General features: G+C 71.3%; 18 protein-coding genes. 11 read left to right on the top strand and 7 right to left on the bottom strand.

Going from position 1 to position 17,726, the window contains the following annotated elements; all coding sequences use genetic code 11:
- Position 1 precedes the first annotated feature (1 nt).
- On the top strand, positions 2-946 hold the full coding sequence (gene secF / locus NON00_RS00560; RefSeq protein WP_256016355.1) for a protein translocase subunit SecF: 945 nt from the start codon (positions 2-4) through the stop codon (positions 944-946).
- Positions 947-1,091: 145 nt separating this feature from the next.
- Here secF and NON00_RS00555 read toward each other — a convergent pair whose 3' ends face one another.
- Positions 1,092-2,258: an iron-containing alcohol dehydrogenase gene (locus NON00_RS00555; RefSeq protein ID WP_256016352.1), complete on the bottom strand. Its 1,167-nt coding sequence runs from the start codon at positions 2,256-2,258 to the stop codon at positions 1,092-1,094.
- Positions 2,259-2,402: 144 nt separating this feature from the next.
- Between NON00_RS00555 and NON00_RS00550 the strand changes: the two genes are divergently transcribed.
- From NON00_RS00550 to NON00_RS00535, 4 genes are all read left to right on the top strand, one after another.
- Positions 2,403-4,070: a methyl-accepting chemotaxis protein gene (locus tag NON00_RS00550; protein WP_256016350.1), complete on the top strand. Its 1,668-nt coding sequence runs from the start codon at positions 2,403-2,405 to the stop codon at positions 4,068-4,070.
- 108 nt (positions 4,071-4,178) lie between these two features.
- Positions 4,179-5,594, top strand: a complete 1,416-nt coding sequence (locus NON00_RS00545) for an L-lactate permease (RefSeq protein ID WP_256016348.1) — start codon at positions 4,179-4,181, stop codon at positions 5,592-5,594.
- Between the two features lie 244 nt (positions 5,595-5,838).
- Complete coding sequence (locus NON00_RS00540) at positions 5,839-7,272, top strand: aldehyde dehydrogenase family protein (protein WP_256016345.1); 1,434 nt, start codon at positions 5,839-5,841, stop codon at positions 7,270-7,272.
- A 7-nt stretch (positions 7,273-7,279) separates the two neighbouring features.
- Positions 7,280-7,606 carry a YnfA family protein gene (locus NON00_RS00535; protein ID WP_256016343.1) on the top strand — a complete coding sequence of 109 codons (327 nt, stop codon included), beginning with the start codon at positions 7,280-7,282 and terminating at the stop codon, positions 7,604-7,606.
- Here the strand turns inward: NON00_RS00535 and NON00_RS00530 are convergent, their stop codons facing one another.
- Both NON00_RS00530 and NON00_RS00525 read right to left on the bottom strand, forming a co-directional pair.
- Complete coding sequence (locus tag NON00_RS00530; RefSeq protein WP_256016340.1) at positions 7,607-8,146, bottom strand: cytochrome b; 540 nt, start codon at positions 8,144-8,146, stop codon at positions 7,607-7,609.
- Between the two features lie 96 nt (positions 8,147-8,242).
- Complete coding sequence (locus NON00_RS00525; protein WP_256016337.1) at positions 8,243-8,647, bottom strand: GFA family protein; 405 nt, start codon at positions 8,645-8,647, stop codon at positions 8,243-8,245.
- An 85-nt stretch (positions 8,648-8,732) separates the two neighbouring features.
- Here NON00_RS00525 and NON00_RS00520 point away from each other — a divergent pair, with 85 nt between their 5' ends.
- On the top strand, positions 8,733-8,885 hold the full coding sequence (locus NON00_RS00520) for a hypothetical protein (RefSeq protein ID WP_256016334.1): 153 nt from the start codon (positions 8,733-8,735) through the stop codon (positions 8,883-8,885).
- Between the two features lie 65 nt (positions 8,886-8,950).
- On the opposite strand, the gene NON00_RS00515 is transcribed toward NON00_RS00520, so the two are convergent.
- Positions 8,951-10,177 carry an MFS transporter gene (locus tag NON00_RS00515; RefSeq protein ID WP_256016331.1) on the bottom strand — a complete coding sequence of 409 codons (1,227 nt, stop codon included), beginning with the start codon at positions 10,175-10,177 and terminating at the stop codon, positions 8,951-8,953.
- A gap of 127 nt (positions 10,178-10,304) precedes the next feature.
- Between NON00_RS00515 and NON00_RS00510 the strand changes: the two genes are divergently transcribed.
- The 5 genes from NON00_RS00510 (at position 10,305) to NON00_RS00490 (ending at position 14,923) form a co-directional block, all read left to right on the top strand.
- Positions 10,305-11,243: a LysR substrate-binding domain-containing protein gene (locus NON00_RS00510; RefSeq protein ID WP_256016328.1), complete on the top strand. Its 939-nt coding sequence runs from the start codon at positions 10,305-10,307 to the stop codon at positions 11,241-11,243.
- Between the two features lie 50 nt (positions 11,244-11,293).
- Positions 11,294-12,265, top strand: a complete 972-nt coding sequence (locus NON00_RS00505) for a TRAP transporter substrate-binding protein (RefSeq protein WP_256016326.1) — start codon at positions 11,294-11,296, stop codon at positions 12,263-12,265.
- Between the two features lie 143 nt (positions 12,266-12,408).
- Positions 12,409-12,987, top strand: coding sequence for a TRAP transporter small permease (locus NON00_RS00500; protein WP_256016323.1), 579 nt, complete (start codon positions 12,409-12,411; stop codon positions 12,985-12,987).
- Positions 12,984-14,261, top strand: a complete 1,278-nt coding sequence (locus NON00_RS00495; protein ID WP_256016321.1) for a TRAP transporter large permease — start codon at positions 12,984-12,986, stop codon at positions 14,259-14,261. Before NON00_RS00500 ends, NON00_RS00495 begins: the two co-directional genes overlap by 4 nt.
- A complete protein-coding gene (locus tag NON00_RS00490) occupies positions 14,261-14,923 on the top strand; it encodes a DNA-3-methyladenine glycosylase (RefSeq protein ID WP_256016318.1) in 663 nt (220 codons plus the stop codon). Before NON00_RS00495 ends, NON00_RS00490 begins: the two co-directional genes overlap by 1 nt.
- 133 nt (positions 14,924-15,056) lie before the next feature.
- Here the strand turns inward: NON00_RS00490 and NON00_RS00485 are convergent, their stop codons facing one another.
- From NON00_RS00485 to NON00_RS00475, 3 genes are read right to left on the bottom strand one after another with little or no spacing between them, the layout of a single operon-like run.
- Entirely contained in the window at positions 15,057-15,821 is a 765-nt protein-coding gene (locus NON00_RS00485; protein WP_256016316.1) for an alpha/beta fold hydrolase, read from the bottom strand.
- Positions 15,822-15,831: 10 nt separating this feature from the next.
- Entirely contained in the window at positions 15,832-16,695 is an 864-nt protein-coding gene (locus tag NON00_RS00480; protein WP_256016314.1) for a DMT family transporter, read from the bottom strand.
- An 8-nt stretch (positions 16,696-16,703) separates the two neighbouring features.
- The gene (locus NON00_RS00475) at positions 16,704-17,711 is read right to left on the bottom strand and encodes an NAD(P)H-quinone oxidoreductase (protein ID WP_256016311.1); all 1,008 of its coding nucleotides are present in this window, start codon (positions 17,709-17,711) and stop codon (positions 16,704-16,706) included.
- Positions 17,712-17,726 lie beyond the last annotated feature (15 nt).

Genomic DNA, 17,726 nt, shown 5'->3' with positions numbered 1-17,726 from the left:
GATGTTCCTCTCCCGCCCCCTGTTCCGGCTGGTGCCGGACACCACCAACATCCCCTTCATGAAGGGGCGCGTGGTGGGCTTTCTCTTCTCGCTCTTCCTCTCCATCGCCTCGGTGGTGCTCGGCTTCTATCCGGGGCTTGAGAAGGGCATCGACTTCCGCGGCGGCATCATCATGGAGGTGCGCACGCCGGCGCCGGTGGATATCGGGCTGATCCGCAACGGCGTGGCCGGGCTGGATGTCGGCGATGTCGGCGTCCAGGAATTCGGCGATTCCGCCACCTTCCTGCTGCGCCTGCCGGTGCAGGGGGAGGAGGCGGCGACGCAGGCGGCGGTGAGCCGGGTGCGTGGCGCGCTGGAGCAGGCGGCGCCGGGCCTGCGGGTGCTGCGCACCGAGGCGGTGGGCAACCGCGTCAGCGCCGAGCTGTTCCAGGGCTCGCTGATCGCCCTCGGCATCTCGATGCTGGCGATGATGGTCTATATCTGGTTCCGCTTCGAGTGGCAGTTCGCGGTGGGCGCCATCGTCACCCTGATCCTGGAAACCACCAAGGTGGTGGGCTTCCTGGCGGTGACACGCATCGAGTTCAACCTGACGACGGTGGCGGCGGTGCTGACCATCATCGGCTTCTCGGTGAACGACAAGGTCGTGGTCTATGACCGCATGCGCGAGAACCTGCGCAAGTACAAGACCATGCCGCTCCAGGCGCTGATCGACAAATCGATCAACGAGACGCTGAACCGCACCATCGGCACCTCGATGACGCTGCTGCTCTCGGCGCTGCCGCTGGCGCTGTTCGGCGGCGAGACACTGGCGGGCTTCGCCTGGACGATGGTGTTCGGCATCGTCGCCACCACCTCCTCCTCGATCACCCTGGCGGCGCCGATCCTGCTCTTCCTGGGCGAGCACCGCCTGCGCCGCAGCGCCGAGCCGGTGAAGGCGGCTTCTTGAGAGGGGCTTCGCCCCTCTCAAACTCTCCCCACCAAAGGCCTGAGGCCTTTGGAAACCCATTTGTTGGTTCCCCCCTGAAGGCGGGTGCAGGGGACCCCGTCCCCTGCTGGGGGAGTTTGAGGGGGCAAAGCCCCCTCAATGCTTTTTACGCGTAGACCTCCCGATACAGCGCGACGATCTCCGCCGCTTCCGGCACGCGGGGATTGTTGGCCGGGCTGCCGGAGGCGAGGGCCTGGCTGGCCATGGTCTCCAGCACGCTGTCCCAGGCCTCGCGGCTGATGCCGAACTGGCGGGGCGTCGGCACCCCCAGTTCACGGTTGAGCGCCTCCAGCTCGCGCACCAGGGCCGCCGCCGCCTCCGGGTCGGCCGAGGTGGCGGGCACGATGCCCATCAGCCGCGCCGCCTCGGCATAGCGGGCGCCCGCGGCCTGGAGGCTGAAGCGCGTCACCGCTGGCAGCAGCATGGCGTTGGAGAGGCCATGCGGCACGTGGAAATGCGCGCCGATGGGGCGGCTCATGCCATGCACCAGGGCGACGGAACTGTTGGAGAAGGCCAGCCCCGCCAGGGTGGCGCCCTCCATCATGGCGGCGCGGGCGGTGGCGTTGCGCGGCTCGGTGAAGGCGGCGCGCAGGTGGCGGGCGATCAGCGGCATGGCGGCGCGGGCATAGAGATCGGCCACCGGGTTGGCGCGGCGGGAGACGAAGGCTTCCAGCGCGTGGGTCAGGCTGTCGATGCCGGTATCCGCCGTGATGCGCGGCGGCACGCTGAAGGTCAGTTCGTAATCCACCAGCGCCGCCACCGGCAGGGCGCCCAGCCCGGCGATGAGCATCTTCTCATCCCGCGCCGTGTCGGTGATGACGGTGAAGCGGGTGGCCTCGCTGCCGGTGCCGGCGGTGGTGGGGATGCAGAGCAGCGGCAGGGCGGCGCGGTCGGCGCTGGCGGGCACCCTGAAGTCGCGGATGTGCTGGCCGGGGGCGGCGGCGGCCAGGATGGCCATGGCCTTGGCCGTGTCCATCGGGCTGCCGCCGCCGAAGCCGATCAGGGCATCGAAGCTGCCGCGGCGGAGCAGGGCCACCCCGGCCTCCACCACGGTGTCGGTGGGGTCGGCCACGGTGTCGGAGAAGACGCGGGCGCTGATCCCGGCCCCGGCCAGCGGCGCCAGCACCCGGTCGATCATGCCGGAGGAGACGATCCAGGGATCGGTGACCACCAGGGGGCGGGAGAGGCCGAATTCCTTCAGCAGGGCCGGCAGCTGGGCCAGGGCGCCGCCGCCGATGAGCAGGCGGCGCGGCGCGAAGCAGGACAGGGTCACGCGATCTTTCCTCCCTTGATGGGCCCTTCCGGCGCGCCACGACACGGCGCCCCATCCGGGCAGGCCCTTTTTTAACTCATCCCCGCCAAGTTGCCTGCCTTGAAGGGGGCATGTGCCCCGGAGAGATGCGCGGGGAGATTAGCCGTGGGTTGGAGCATCCGTGCCCGCCTGATGGCCATGTTCGGGGCGCTCGTCATCGTGGCGGCGCTGGGGAACGGGCTGGTCTGGCGGGATCTGGGGAATATCCGCGACAGCAGCGACTGGAGCCGCCACACGCAGGACGTGCTGACGCGCTTCGATCACCTGCTGATGGGCCTGCTGAACCAGGAAACCGCGCTGCGCGGCGCGGCTTTGGGCGGCGCGGCCTATCTGGAGCCGCTGGCGGGCGGGGAGAGCGCCACGGCCGAGAATCTGCGCGAATTGCAGCGGCTGACGGCGGATAACGCGGCCCAGCAGGCGCGGCTGCGCGAATTGGCGCAGCTGGTGGGGCAGTGGCAGGGCCGCATCGCCAGCCGCGCGGCCCAGGCGGTGCGGGCCGGCCAGGCGGAGGCGGCGCGCACCGCCGTGCTGGACCCGGAAGCCAAGCCGATGATGGACCGCATCCGCGCCATCATGGCCGAGGGCAAGGCGGAGGAGCACCGGCTGGCGCGCGAGCGCGACGCGGCCGAGGCCGCCGCCTTCGCCCGCTGCGCCGCCCTGCTGTTCGGCAGCCTGACGCTGATGCTGGTGCTGGCCGGGCTGCTCGGGGTGCTGATGCAGAAGACCGTCTCCACCCCGCTGGCGGGCATGGTCGAGTCGCTGCGCCGGCTCTCTGGGCGGGATTATGGCTTCGCCCTGCCGCAGGGGCGGCAGCCGGCGGAAATCGCCCAGATGGCCACCGCCCTGGCGCAGTGCCGCGACGGCTTGCAGCAGGCCGATGCGCTGCAGGCCCGGCAGGAGGCGGAGAACCAGCGCCGCCTCGCCCGCAGTGAGGCGATCGAGGCGCTGCTGCGCAGCTTCGACAGCGAGGCCAGCCGCAACCTTGACGATGTCGGCCGCGCGGTGCAGCTCGTCCAGGGCTCGGCGCAGGACATCAACCAGGCGGCGCAGCAGAGCAGCCAGCTGGTGCGCAACGTGATGGGCGCCGCCAATGACGCCAGCGCCAATGTGCAGACCGTGGCGGCCTCGGCCGAGGAACTCGCCGCCTCCATCGCCGAGGTGGCGCGGCAGGTGAACGAGAGCGCCACCGTGGCCCGCCGCGCCGGGGAGGATGCCCGCGCCACCGATGGCGCCGTGCAATCCCTCTCCGAGGCGGCGCGCAGCATCGGCGATGTGGTGGACCTCATCACCGATATCGCCGGGCGCACCAACCTGCTGGCGCTGAATGCCACGATCGAGGCGGCACGCGCCGGCGATGCCGGCAAGGGCTTCGCCGTGGTGGCCAGCGAGGTGAAGAATCTCGCCAACCAGACCGCCCGCGCCACCGAGCAGATCAGCCAGCAGATCAACAGCATGCAGGGCGAGACGGGGCGCGCGGTGCAGGCCATCGGCAATATCGCGCGCACCATCACGGAGATGGAGCGCATCACCACCCAGGTGGCCACCGCGGCGGAGGAACAGGCCTCGGCGACGCAGGAAATCGGCCGCGCCGTGGCCGAGGCGGCGCGCGGCACCCAGGAGGTGACGCGCAACACCGGCGCCGTGGGCGAGGCGGCGCAGCGCACCGGGCAGGTGGCGGAGCAGCTGCGCGGCGCCGCCACCGGCATGGCCGAGCAGGCCAGCGCCCTGCGCCGGCGGATCGAGGCGCTGCTGAGCGGCATCCGCGCCGCCTGAGCCGCCCGGCGGGCCGCACCCCCTCCCCCCTGGCGCCCCCCCTGGCGCCCCCCCCCCTGGCGCCCCCCCCTGGCGCATTGCCACCGGGTCGGGGAGGATGGGGCGGCCATGCTGCCCTTCCTGCAATCCGCCCCGCTGCTGCTCCTGGTCTCCCTGTTGCTGAGCGGGCGGGCGGGGCCGGTGGTGGCCTGCCTCGCCGCGCTGGCGGCCAGCCTGCCGGCGGTGTGGCTGACCCTGCCGGCAGCCCAGCCCGCCCTGCCCTTCCTGGGCTGGGAAAGCCTGCGCGGGCTGTATCTGGCCGTGCAGCCCATCGCCGTGCTGGCGGGCGGGCTGCTGTTCCACGCCGCCATGGCGCGGCTGGCCCCGGCGGGCGGGGCGGCGCAGCCGGCCACGCCGCGCCGCGTCTTCACCACCGCCTTCCTGGCCGGCACCTTCTTCGAGAATGTCACGGGCTTCGCGGTGGGCGCCGTCTTCGCGCTCGGGCAGTTGCGCGGCATGGGGCTGGCCGGCCCGGCGGCGGCGGCGCTGGCCCTGCAGGCGCTCACCCTGGTGCCCTGGGGCGGGCTGGGGCCGGGCACGGCGCTGGGCGCGGCGCTGGTCGGCGTGCCGGGGCAGGTGCTGGCCCAGGCCACGGCCTGGCCGCATGCGCTGTGGCTGCTCTGCCTCGCGCCGGTCGGCTGGCGGCTCTGCGCCGCCGCCGGGGTGCCCGTGCCGGGGCGGGAGCGGCTGGCGCAGCTCGGGCTGATGGCCCTGGTGGCCGCGCTGCTGCTGCTGGCCAACCGCGCCTTGCCCTTCGAGGTGGCGGGGATCGTGGCCACCGGCCTGCCGCTGCTGCTCCAGCTGTGGCGGCAGGCGCCGCCGCGCGATGCGGCGGGCTGGCGGCGGGCGCTGCGGGCCCTGGCGCCCTGGATCGGGCTGGTGGCGGCGCTGCTGCTGGCGCGCTCCTGGCACGGGGCGCCGGCGCTGCACCCCTTCGCCGACCTGCCGGGCCTGCCAATCACCCATGTGGCGGTGGTGCTGTGGAGTGCCGCGGCCCTGGCCTTCCTGCTGCGGCCGCGCGGCGCGGCGAAGGCGGCGGGGTCCGCCCTGGCGCGGGCGCGGCGGCCGGCCCTGGCCATGCTGCTCTATGTGCTGCTCGGGCGCTGGCTGGCCGGCTCCGGCGTCGCCGCCGGGCTGGCCGAGTCGGCGGCCCAGGCGCTCGGCCCGCTGGCTGCCTATGCGATGCCGGTGATGGGCCTGGCCTCCGGCCTCGTCACCGGCAGCAATGTCGGCTCCAACGCGGCACTGATGCCGGTGCAGGCGGCGCTCGGGCAGGCGGCGGGCCTGCCGCTCGCCTTCGCCGCCGGGGTGCACAATTTCACCGGCGCCGCCGCGGCGGGGATGAGCTTCGCCGTCACCGCCATGATCGCCGGGCTGGCCGGGCCGGGTGTGCGGCCCGCCCAGATCTGGCGCCTGCTCTGGCCCTCAATGCTCGCCGTGCTGGTGGTGGGGTGGGCGTGGATCGCCTGGGGGAAGATGGGATAGTTCAAGGAAGAATGTTCTTTTTTGAAAAAAAGAACCAAAAAACTTTTATCAGTGTTTCGTCCCGCCGTGACGGGAGATGGCGGCAGCCTGAAAAAAGTCTTTTTGCTTCTTTTTCTTCAGAAAAAGAAGATATTTTTATAAAAATAAAATTTATTCCAATCATCCCGATCATCCCACCCCCCTGGCCAGCCCCGCCCACCGGGCCTAGACCATCGCCCGACCGAGATTCGCGGAGGAAGCTCCCATGCACACCTATGGCCACTGGATCGGCGGGCGCGGCGTCGCGGCCGAGCGGCATATTCCTGTCATCAACCCCTCGGACGGGCATCCCTTCGCGCAGATCGCGCGCGGCGGGGCGGTGGAGATCGATGCGGCGGTGCGCGCCGCGCAGGCCGCGCTGGAAGGCCCCTGGGGCCGGATGTCCGCCACCGAGCGCGGGCGGCTGCTGACCAAGCTCGCCACGCTGATCCTGCGCGATGCCGAGGCCCTGGCCCAGGCCGAGAGCCGCGACGTGGGCAAGCCCATCCGCCAGGCCCGCGCCGACGCCACCGCCTGCGCACGCTATTTCGAGTTCTACGGCGGCAGCGCCGACAAGATGCATGGCGACACCATCCCCTATGCCGATGGCATGACGGTGATGACGGTGTGGGAGCCGCATGGCGTCACCGGCCATATCGTGCCGTGGAACTACCCGATGCAGATCGTCGGGCGCTCGGTGGGCGCGGCGCTGGCCATGGGCAATGCCTGCGTGCTGAAGCCGGCCGAGGATGCCTCGCTCTCCTCCCTGATGCTGGCGGAGCTGGCGGCCGAGGCGGGCTTCCCCGAGGGGGTGTGGAACGTCGTCACCGGCCTCGGCGAGGAAGCGGGCGCGGCGCTGACGTCGCATCCGGGCATTTCCCACGTCTCCTTCACCGGCAGCCCGGAGGTGGGCACGCTGGTGCAGAGCGCGGCGGCGAAGAACACCATCCCCGTCACGCTGGAACTGGGCGGCAAGAGCCCGCAGCTCGTCTTCCAGGATGCCGATCTGGAGACGGCGGCGGCGACGGTGCTGAACGGCATCATCCAGAATGCCGGGCAGACCTGTTCCGCCGGCAGCCGCGTGCTGGTGCAGGCGCCGGTCTTCGACCGCTTCGTGGCCGACCTCGCCGGGCGCTTCAACGCGCTGGAGGCCGGCCCGGCCGAGCTGGATCTCGACCTCGGCCCCGTCGTCAATGCCGACCAGCAGAAGCGGGTGAACAGCTTCCTCGACGTGGCGCGGGCGGATGGGCTGCACTTCGCCGGCCAGGGCCGCATCGCCTCCAACGCGCCGGAGGGCGGCTATTACGTCCGCCCGACGCTGCTGGCCGATGTCGCCGCCAGCCACCGGCTGGCGCAGGAAGAGGTGTTCGGCCCCGTGCTGACCGCCATCCGCTTCACCGATGAGGCGGAGGCGCTGGCCATCGCCAATGGCACGCAGTTCGGCCTGGTGGCGGGGGTGTGGACGGCGGATATCGGCCGGGCCATGCGCCTGTCGCGCGGGATCAAGGTGGGGCAGGTCTTCGTCAACAACTACGGCGCCGGCGGCGGCGTGGAACTGCCCTTCGGCGGCGTGAAGCGCAGCGGCCATGGGCGGGAGAAGGGCTTCGCCGCGCTGGCCGGCTTCGCCTCGCTGAAGACCATCGCCATCCGGCACGGCTGAGGCCGGGGTGGGGCGGGCGGCGCTGATCTATCTCGCCGCCGCCCTGGCGGAAATCGGCGGCTGCTTCGCCATCTGGTCCGTGCTGCGGCTCGGCAGGGCGGCGTGGTGGCTGGGGGCGGGGCTGGGCAGCCTCGCCCTGTTTGCCTGGCTGCTCACCCTGGTGGAGAGCGCGGCGGCGGGGCGTGCCTTCGCCGCCTATGGCGGGGTGTATATCGCCGCCTCGCTCGCCTGGCTCTGGCTGGTGGAGGGCGTCCGGCCGGATGGCTGGGACCTCGCGGGCGGCGCGCTGTGCCTGGCCGGGGCGGGGCTGATCCTGCTCGCGCCGCGGGGGTGATCAGCCGCCCCAGCCCATGCGGCGCAGCACGCCATCCTTCCACAGGTAATGGTGCAGCAGGGCGGCGGCGGCGTGCAGCCCGGCCAGCAGGAGCAGCAGGTTGGCCGCCGTCTCGTGCCACTCCCCGACGCTGCGGCGCAGCCCCGGATTGGCGGGGTCGAAGACCGGCAGGCTGAACAGGCCGAAGAAATTCGAGCCGCGCACCCAGATCCAGAACAGCCCGGCGCCGAGCGTGACCAGCAGCAGCAGGTAGAGCAGCCCGTGCACGGCCCTGGCGGCGAGGCCAGGAAGCCCCGGCTCGGGCGGCAGGCGGCGCCCGCCCCTCACGCGCCAGACGAGGCGCGCCACCACCAGCAGCGCCAGCAGGATGCCCAGGGTGAAGTGCAGCGACCACATGTTGCCGCGCAGGGGGCCGCGCGGCAGTTCGTCGATCAACTGGCCGCCGAGCCACTGGAAGGCCACCAGCCCGGCGGTCAGCCAGTGCAGGAGGATGGTGCGCGCGTCATAGCGCGGCGATGGGGAGGATAAGGAGGGGGTCATGGCGCGGCGCAGCTTCGGCCCGCCGCGCGGTGCGCCGCAACCGGAAAAACGTAAAAAACTATTTTAATTCAATGACTTTGATAGTCATTCTGAGTTTTATTCGCGGCTGCCTCCCCGTTCACGGGCATGGCGCGGCAGGGTATCGCCCGGCACCATCCAGGGCAGGCGGCTGGCGAACCAGAGATGGTCCTCGGGCGTGATGGCGGCGGGGTCGTCGAGGCTGGCGGCGGTGATATCGACTTCGTGGGGGTGCTGGTCGTTCTGGTAGGTCAGGCTGGCGCCGCAGGCGGGGCAGAAGCCGCGCCGCGCGCCGGGGCTGGAGGCGTAGAAGGCGAGGCTCCCCCGGGTGAGGCGGAACTGGCTGGCGGGGACGCTGAACCAGGCGAGGAGGGGCGCGCCGCTGCTGCGCCGGCAATCGGCGCAGTGGCAGAAGGTGATGTGATAAGGGGTGCCGCCCGCCTCGTAGCGGAGTTCTCCGCAGTGGCATCCACCGTGCAGCATGGCCGTGCTCCTTGTTGCGGCGAGGGAACCGCGGGCGGCGGTGCCCGTTCCCTTTCCAGCACATCACAGACAGGGAGCCCAGGCCATGGCCGAGGAGAAGAAGCCGGAGGCCGACAGCACCGGCACCGGGGAGCCTTTCGCCGAGGCGGCCACCCCGCCGGCGCGGAAGCCCGCGGACAGCGATGCCAGGAAGGAGAGCACCGGGGAGCCGCCGGCCGCCAGCGGCGGCCGGCCCTGACAGAAAGAAGAAGGGGGCCCGGGGGAATTCCTTCCCCCGGCCTTTTTTAGGAGGGAACTCCCCCCTCAATTCACCCCCGGCAGCCGCGCCAGCCGCAGTGCCGCGACGAGGGCCAGGGCGAGCGCCGCGCCGACCAGTGTGGCGACCCCGTCCCATCCTGCCGCCGCCCAGGCGAAGCCGCCGAGGCTGCCGAGCAGCGAGGCCCCCTGATAGTAGCAGAAGAGGTAGAGCGACGAGCCTTGTGCCTTGGTCGCCCCCGCGCGCCGCCCCACCCAGGAACTGGCCAGGGAGTGGGAGCCGAAGAAGCCGAAGGTGATGGCGGCCAGCCCGAGGATGACGAGCGGCAGCGCCTCCGAGAGGGTGCAGGCCAGCCCGGCCAGCAGGGCGAGCACCGTCATCCAGAGCACGCGGCGGCGGCCGAAGCGGTCGGCGAGGCCGCCGGCCAGGGTCGAGCTGCCGATCCCCACCAGGTAGACCAGGAAGACCATGGCGACGAGGCTGTGCGGCAGGCTGAAGGGCGGCGCCAGCAGCCGGTAGCCGATGTAGTTGTAGATGGTGACGAAGCTGCCCATCAGCAGGAAGCCGAGCAGGTAGAGCCAGCGCATGCCGCCATCGCGCAGATGGGTGGCGAAATTGGCCGCCATCGCCCCCCAGAGCAGCGGCCGGGGCCGGAATTGCCGTGATTCCGGCAGGCAGCGCCAGAAAACCAGGGCCGAGAGCAGGCCGAGGGTGGCGATGCCGCCCATGGCCCAGCGCCATCCCCCGAGATCGAGCAGCAGCCCGGCCAGCACGCGCCCGACCAGCCCGCCAAAGGCGGAGCCGCTGATATAGAGGCCCATGGCGTAGCCGCTGGAGCGGGGGTGCACTTCCTCGGCGATATAGGCCATGGCGATGGCGGGCAGGCCGCTCAGCACCACGCCGAGCAGGGCGCGCAGGGCCAGGAAGCCCTCCCACCCCGGCGCGAAGGCGGCGGCCAGGGTCAGCAGGGCGGAGCCGAAGACGGAGGCGACCATCAGCGGCTTGCGGCCCAGCGCCTCGGAGACGGCGCCGGCCACCAGCATGACGATGGACATGACGCCGGTGGGCAGGGAGAGGGCGAGGCTGCTGGCCGCCGGCGTCACGCCGAAGCCGCTGGAGAAGGCCGGCAGCAGCGGCTGGACGCAGTAGAGCAGCGCGAAGGTGGAGAAGCCGGCGCAGAGGAAGGCGAGGTTGGTGCGGCGGAAGGCGGCGGTGCCGCGCTCGATGAAGGGTGGCGCGGCGGCGGGCATGGCGGGGGCGGTCGTGGCGGACATGGGGCGGCGTCCTGGGCTGGGGCGGCCTGTTTTATATGCAGCGCAGCAAGGCCCGATCATTGCTGGCGGCCGGTGAAATTCTTCGGCAGAACCGAATACAGTCTTTCAACGACACGAGGGGTCCGGCATGGAGCTGCGCCATCTCCGCGCCTTCCTGATGGTGGCCGAGACGCTGCACTTCGCCCGCGCGGCGGAGCGCCTCGGCCTTTCCGCCCCGGCCCTGACGGAGCAGGTGCAGGCGCTGGAGCGGCATCTCGGCGCGCGGCTGTTCCGCCGCAGCAAGCGCAGCGTGGCGCTGAGCGATGCCGGCGCGCTGTTCCGGCCGGAGGCCGAGGCGGCGCTGCGGCAGGTGGAGCAGGCGGAGCGCACCGGCCGGCAGGCCGGGCGGGGGGAGCGCGGCATCATCGGCATTGGCTTCGCCGCCTCGGCGGCGTTTTCCGGCGTGCTGGCGGCCAGCCTGGGGGAATGGCGCCGCGCCCATCCCGAGGTGCTGCTGCGGCTCCAGGAAATGGAGACAGTGCCGCAGGTGGAGGCGGTGGCGAGCGGGGCGCTGGATATCGGCTTCATCCGCCCGCCCTTCGTGGCGCCGCCGGGCGTCACCGCGCTGCGGCTGCGGCGGGAGCGGCTGCTGATCGCCCTGCCGGAGGCGCACCCGCTGGCGGCGCGGGCCGGGGTTTCCCCGGCCGCCCTGGCGGGGGAGGATTTCATCGTGCCGGACCCGGAAAAGGCGGGCTTCCACCACTTCACCCGGCAATTGGGGGAGCGTGGCGGCTTCACGCCGCGCATCGCGCATGGCGGGCGGGACCTCGTGGCGGTGGCCAGCCTGGTGGGGCTGGGGCTGGGCGTGGCGGTGGTGCCGGATTCGCTGCGCGACTGCGTGCGCCTGCCCGGGCTGGCCTACCGGCCCCTGGCGGGGGAGGCGCTGGTGGCGGATATCGCCGCCGTGTTCCGGCGCAATGAAGCTGCGCCGGCGGCGGTGGATTTTATCCGACAATTGCGCCAGATAGCCCGCGACATGCCGCCCGTTGCTCCGCAACCGATTGAAACGAACCCTCCCCTCGCCTAGAAGGAAGAGGTGCGGCGACGCCCAATGAAGCGCCGCGGGAGGAACATCCGATGAGCATGCTGCGCCGCGCCGCGCTGGCCCTGGGGCTGGCCGCCACCCTCTCCGCCGGGACCGCCCTGGCCCAGACCGAGATCACGCTCCAGCACCCGCTGCCCACCGCCAACAGCCACTACGGCGCCGGGGCGATGGTCTTCAAGGAGACGCTGGAGCGGCTCTCCGGCGGCAAATACCGCGTCACCATCCAGCGCAACGACAATGAGCGCGAGATGATCGAGAGCGTGCAGATCGGCACGCTGGATTTCACCATCACCTCCACCGGGCCGGTCGGCAATTTCGTGCCCGAGGTGCGCACGGTGGACGTGCCCTTCCTGTTCCGCGACTACGCCCATGCGCGCGGCGCGCTCGATTCGCCGATCGGGCAGGAGATCCTGGAGAAGTTCCAGCGCCGTGGCCTGATTGGCGTGATCTGGATGGAGAACGGCTTCCGCCACCTGACCAACAGCCGCCGCGAGGTGAACACGCCCGCCGATATCCGTGGCCTCAAGGTGCGCACCATGGAGAACCAGGTGCATATGCGCGCCTTCTCCACCCTCGGCGCGCTGCCGACGCCGATGGCCTTCTCCGAGCTGATCCCGGCGCTCCAGCAGGGCACGGTGGACGGGCAGGAGAACCCCATTCCCGTCATCGTCGCCAACAACATCAACCAGGTGCAGAAATACCTGACGCTGACGGGCCATGTGTATTCGCCCGCGCTGCTGATCGGCTCCCCCGCGCTGTGGGGGCGGCTGAACGCCGATGAGAAGCGCATGTTCCAGCAGGCCGCCACCGCCGCGCGCGACGCCAACCGCGCCAAGGTCACGGCCGACGAGCAGAGCGGCGTGGACGAGCTGCGCCGGCGCGGCATGACGGTGGTGACGAGCGTGGACACCGCGCAGTTCCAGACCGCCCTCGCCGCCGCCTTCACGCAGTACGAGAAGGAGCTGGACGGCAACCTGCTGCGCCGCCTGCGCGACTGGAAGTAAGCGCGCCCGCCCCTGCACCGCCCGCCTGCCGGGGGCGGCCATGCGCCCCCGGCCCCATGATCCAGCCTCCAGGGAAGAGACAGACCCGTGCCCAGCCGCGTTCCGCCCCCCTCCCGCCCGCCCTTTCGCGGCCGGCGCGCCGCATGAACACCCTGCCCCTGCAGATCATCGGGGCCGCCAGCCTGCTGGCGACGCTGCTGGCCTGGTGGCTCGGCGCCCGCCCCGGCGCGGCGCGGCGCGGCCTCCTGGCGGTGGACCGGGTGGTGACGGAGCTGGCCGCTCTGCTCGCCTGCCTCGCTCTGGCCGTGGCCTGCCTGGCCGGGCTGTGGCAGGTGGTGGCGCGCTTCGCCACCGAGACGCCGGCGGTGTGGAGCGAGGCGCTGGTGCGCACCGCACTGATCTGGATGGCCATGCTGGGCCTCGGCGTCGCGCTGCGGGCCGGCGCGCTGGTCTCGATCGACGCCGCGCACCGCTACAGCGGCGGCACGCTGCGCCGCGCGCTGGAGGCGGCGGCGCTGGCCAGCAGCCTCTCCCTGATGGGCGTGCTCTTCTGGTTCGGCTGGACCATGGCCGAGCGCGTGAAGTTCCAGGAGATGGCGGGGCTCGAGGTCTCGATGGCCTGGGGCTATGCCGCCATCCCGGCCGGGGCGGTCTTCGCCATGGTCGGCGCCCTCGCCAATTTCCTCGACCGCCGCTCGGACGAGCTGGAGGCCGCCGTATGAGCAGCCTCATGCTCACCGTCATGCTGGTGGGCTTCGCCGCCGGCATTCCCGTCGCCGTCGCCATCGGCCTCGCCGCCATCCTCGGCATCGAGGGCTTCACGCGCTTCCCGCTGATCGTGGCGGCGCAGCAGATCTTCGTGGCGCTCGACAAATTCCCGCTCGCCGCCATTCCCTTCTTCATCCTGGCGGGCAACCTGATGGATGTGGGCGGCATCAGCCGCCGGCTGGTGGAATTCGCCAAGTCGCTGGTGGGCGGCATCCAGGGCGGGCTGCCGGCCACCTGCATCGTCACCTGCATGATCTTCGCCGCCATCAGCGGCTCCTCGGTGGCCACCACCTTCGCCATCGGCACCATCATGATCCCGGCGCTGGTCAAGCATGGCTATCCGGTGGGCTTCGCCGCCGCGCTGCAGGCCACGGCGGCGGAACTCGGCGTCATCATCCCGCCCTCCATCCCGATGATCCTCTATGGCGTGACCACCCAGGTCTCGATCCCGGAGCTGTTCATCGCCGGCTTCATCCCGGGCTTCCTGATCGCCGCGGCGCTGATCGCGACCGTCCTGGTGTGGTGCCGCATCAAGGGCTGGGGCAAGCGCGACGGGGATGGCCGCCTGCCGCCGCTGGTGGCGCTGAGGCAGGCGGGCTTCGCCCTGCTGATGCCGGTCATCGTCCTCGGCGGCATCTATGGCGGCGTCACCACGCCGACGGAGGCGAGCGTCGTCGCCGTCTTCTACGCCATCATCGTCGGCATGTTCCTGCACCGCGAGATCGCGCCACGCGACCTCTACCCCATCTTCCGCAAGTCGGTCGTCTCCTCGGCGGTGATCATGTTCATCATCGCCTGCGCCGCGCTCTTCTCCTACCTGCTCAACCGCCAGGGCGTGCCGGATGCGGCGGCGGAATGGCTGGTGCAGACCTTCGACGGGCCGGGGATGTTCCTGCTCGGCGTCAACATCTTCCTCTTCATCGTGGGGATGTTCGTCGAGACCAGCGCCAGCATCATCGTGCTCGCCCCCATCCTGGCGGATGCGGCGCAGCGCATGGGGCTGGATGGCGTGCATTTCGGCACCATCATGGTGGTCAACCTCGCCCTCGGCATGATCACGCCGCCCTTTGGCGTGAATCTCTTCGCCGCCGCGCAGGTTGCCGGTTGTGGCATCGAGACGATGATGCGCTATCTTGGCATCTTCATCCTCGTGGTCCTGGCCTGCCTGATGATCCTCACCTATGTGCCCTCGCTGACGCTGGCGCTGCCGCATCTGGTGTTCCGCTGATGGCCCCGGCGGCGGCCCCGCTGCGCCCGCGCGCGGCGCGCAGCTTCCTCGCCGCCGACCCCATCCTGGGGCCCGTGGTGCGGCAGGTGGGGGCCATCACCCTCAAGCCCGCCCAGCGCGAGCCCTATGAGGCGCTGGTCCGCGCCATCGCCCACCAGCAGGTGCATGGCCGCGCGGCGGAGGCAATGCTGGGCCGCCTCATCGCCCTCTTCCCCGGCCAGGATTTCCCGCCGGCCGAGGGCGTGCTGGCCCTGCCGCCCGAGGCGCTGCGCGGCTGCGGCTTCTCCGGCGCCAAGGTGGCGGCCATCCGCGACATCGCGCTGAAGGCCACGGGCGGGCTGATCCCCAGCCGCCGCGCCGCCGCCCGCCTTGCGGACGAAGCCCTGATCGAGCGCCTCGTCGCCCTGCGCGGCGTCGGGCGCTGGACGGTCGAGATGCTGCTGATCTTCACCCTCGGCCGGGGCGATGTGCTGCCGGTGGATGATTTCGGCGTGCGCGAGGGCTACCGCCTCGCCACCGGCGCCGAGGCCCAGCCCAAGCCGAAAGAACTGGCCGCCATCGGTGCCGCCTGGGCGCCGCACCGCTCCGCCGCCGCCTGGTATCTGTGGCGGGCGGCGGATCTGGCCAAGGAAGGGCGCTTCAAGGCGCCTGTAGCGATTTAATCATTGAAGCATTCTTCTTTTTCTGAAGAAAAAGAAGCAAAAAGACTTTTTTCAGGCTGCCGCCGTCTCCCGTCCTGGCGGGACGCTGAACGGATAAAAGTTTTTTGGTTCTTTTTTCCAAAAAAGAACCTTCTTACTTCAAAAACCCTTCGACTGCCGCCGCGAAGGCTTCGGGCTTCTCGGCATGCAGCCAATGCCCGGCGCCCTTGAGCGTGGCGAAGCGCGCGGCGGGAAAGAGCCCGAGGAACAGCACGCGGTGCTCGGGGCGGATATAGTCGGAATTCTCCCCGCCCAGCACCAGCACCGGCCCGCCGAAGCGCGCGCCCTCCGGCAGGGGGGGCGCGTCCTCGATGACGGGCAGCGCGGTGGCGATGGCGTCGAGGCCGATGCGCCAGGCCGGGGGGTTGGCATCCAGCCGCAGGTTCTGCAACAGGAAGCCGCGCACGCCCGGGCCGGGCACGGCGGCGGCCAGGGCGGCATCCGCCTCGCGCCGCGTCAGGCCGGGTGAGAGCGGCAGGGCCTGCATCGCCTCGGCATAGGGGCGGAAGGCCGGCGGATAGGTGACGGGGGCGATATCCGCCACGATGAGGCTGGCCACGCGCCCCGGCTGGGTGAGCGCGAGCGTCATCGCCACCTTGCCGCCCATGGAGTGGCCGAGCAGGTGGAAAGGCCCCTCCCCCGCCAGTGTCTCCGCCACATCGGCGGCCATGGCGGGGTAGTCCATGCGCGCGTCATGCGGCGAATGGCCGTGGTTGCGCAGGTCCAGCGCGATGACGCGGCGGCGCGCCGCCAGCATCTTCTGCACGCTGGCGAAGTTCTGCGCCTGCCCGAACAGCCCGTGCAGCAGGATGAGGGGCGGCCCCTCCCCCTCCCCCAGGGTGATGGCGCGGAGTTGCATCGCTCCCCCCTCAGCCGCGCGTGGCGGCGACGACGCTGGCGCCGATCAGCACCCCGCCGATGATGACATCCCAGCCCAGCGGCTCGCCCAGCCAGAGGGTGGAGACGATGACGCCGATGGCCGGCGCCAGCAGGAAGCCCACGGAGGAGACGGCCCCCGGCAGGCGCCGCCCGGCCTCGATCACCGCCCAGGTGCCGACAGGCGCGACCAGCACGCCGATCAGCAGCGCATGCGGCCAGGAGGACCAGCCGATGCCGCCCTGCGGCTCCATCACGATGGCCATGGGCAGCAGCACCAGCCCCCCGAGCAGGAAGCACCAGGGCAGGTTCTCCAGCATGGTGGTGCGCGGCGGGTAGCGGCGGGTGACGATGATGGCGCAGGACCACAGCAGCGCCGCCAGCAGCAGCATGCCATGGCCGAGCAGGATCTGCGGATCCGCCCAGTTCACCGCCCAGGGGCCGGTGAGCGCGGCGACGCCGGCGAGCCCGAGCCCCGCCGCCACCCAGCGCGCGGCGGAAATGGCCTCGCCCAGCAGCAGCACCGACATCGGCACCAGCCAGTAGATGGTGACATTGGCCAGCACCGCCGTGCGCCCGGCCGGCACCAGCGCCACGGCGAGATGGCTGAGCGCGAAGAAACCGCCCAGTTGCAGCAGGCCCACGCCGAGCACGGCGGGCCAGTCCTGCCGGGTGGGGAAGGCGAGGCGGCGCACCACCGCCAGCCCGAGGGCGGAGACCAGCGCACCGAGCAGGGTGCGGGAGACCGCGAACCACAGCGGCGTCGCATCCGCGAGCGCGGCCTTGGTAACGGGCCAGGCCCCGCCGAACAGCGTAACCGCGATCAGCAGGAGCCGGAGATCAGCCAGACGAAACATGCAGGCCCTTAGGCGGAGAAATCGAGCAGGATCTTGCCGACATGCGTGCTGCTTTCCATCAGCGCATGCGCGGCGGCGGCCTGCCGGAAGGGGAAGACGCTGTGGATGACGGGAGAGATCCGCCCGGCGGAGAGCAGCGGCCAGGCCTTTTCCTCCAGTTCGGCGGCGAGGGCGCCTTTCTCGGCCGTCGTGCGCGGGCGCATCGTGCTGCCGGTGACGGTCAGGCGCTTCAGCATGATGGGGCGGAGATCCACCTTTTCCGCCTCGTGCCCGCCCAGGAAGGCGATGATGACCAGCCGCCCGTCCTTCGCCATGCAGCGCAGGTTGCGCGCGAAATAGCCCGCGCCCACCATGTCGAGCAGCACATCCACGCCGCGCCCGCCGGTGAGGCGCTTCACCTCCTCGGCGAAATCCTGTTCCTTGTAGTCGATGGCCGCATCGGCGCCGAGCTTCAGCATCGCCTCGCATTTGGCGGCGCTGCCGGCGGTGGCCAGCACCGTGGCGCCGAAGGCCTTGCCGAGCTGGATGGCGGTGACACCGATGCCGGAGGTGCCGCCATGCACCAGCAGCGTCTCCCCCGCCGCCAGCCGGCCATGGCCAAAAACATTGGCCCAGACGGTGAAGAAGGTTTCCGGCAGCGCGGCGGCGCGGAGCGCGTCGAAGCCCGCCGGCCAGGGCAGGGTCTGCGCCGCGGGTGCGGTGCAGTACTCGGCATAGCCGCCGCCATTGGCCAGGGCGCAGACCTTGTCGCCCACCCGGTATCTTGTTACCGTATCGCCCAGCGCAACCACCTCGCCAGCCACCTCCAGCCCCAGCACCGGGCTGGCGCCGGGCGGCGGCGGATAGAGGCCCTTGCGCTGCTGCACGTCGGGGCGGTTGACGCCGGCGGCCTCGACGCGGATCAGCACCTCATCGGCGGCGGGCTGCGGCACGGCCATGGAAGAAGGCACCAGCACCTCTGGCCCGCCGCCCGCGCCATGCGCGATAAAGATCATCTGCTGCGGCAGAGTGGTCATGCTGTGTCGTTTCCT

Source organism: Roseomonas sp. GC11 (assembly GCF_024437745.1).
GTDB lineage: Bacteria > Pseudomonadota > Alphaproteobacteria > Acetobacterales > Acetobacteraceae > Pseudoroseomonas.
This window is presented reverse-complemented; position numbering and strand designations above follow the sequence as displayed.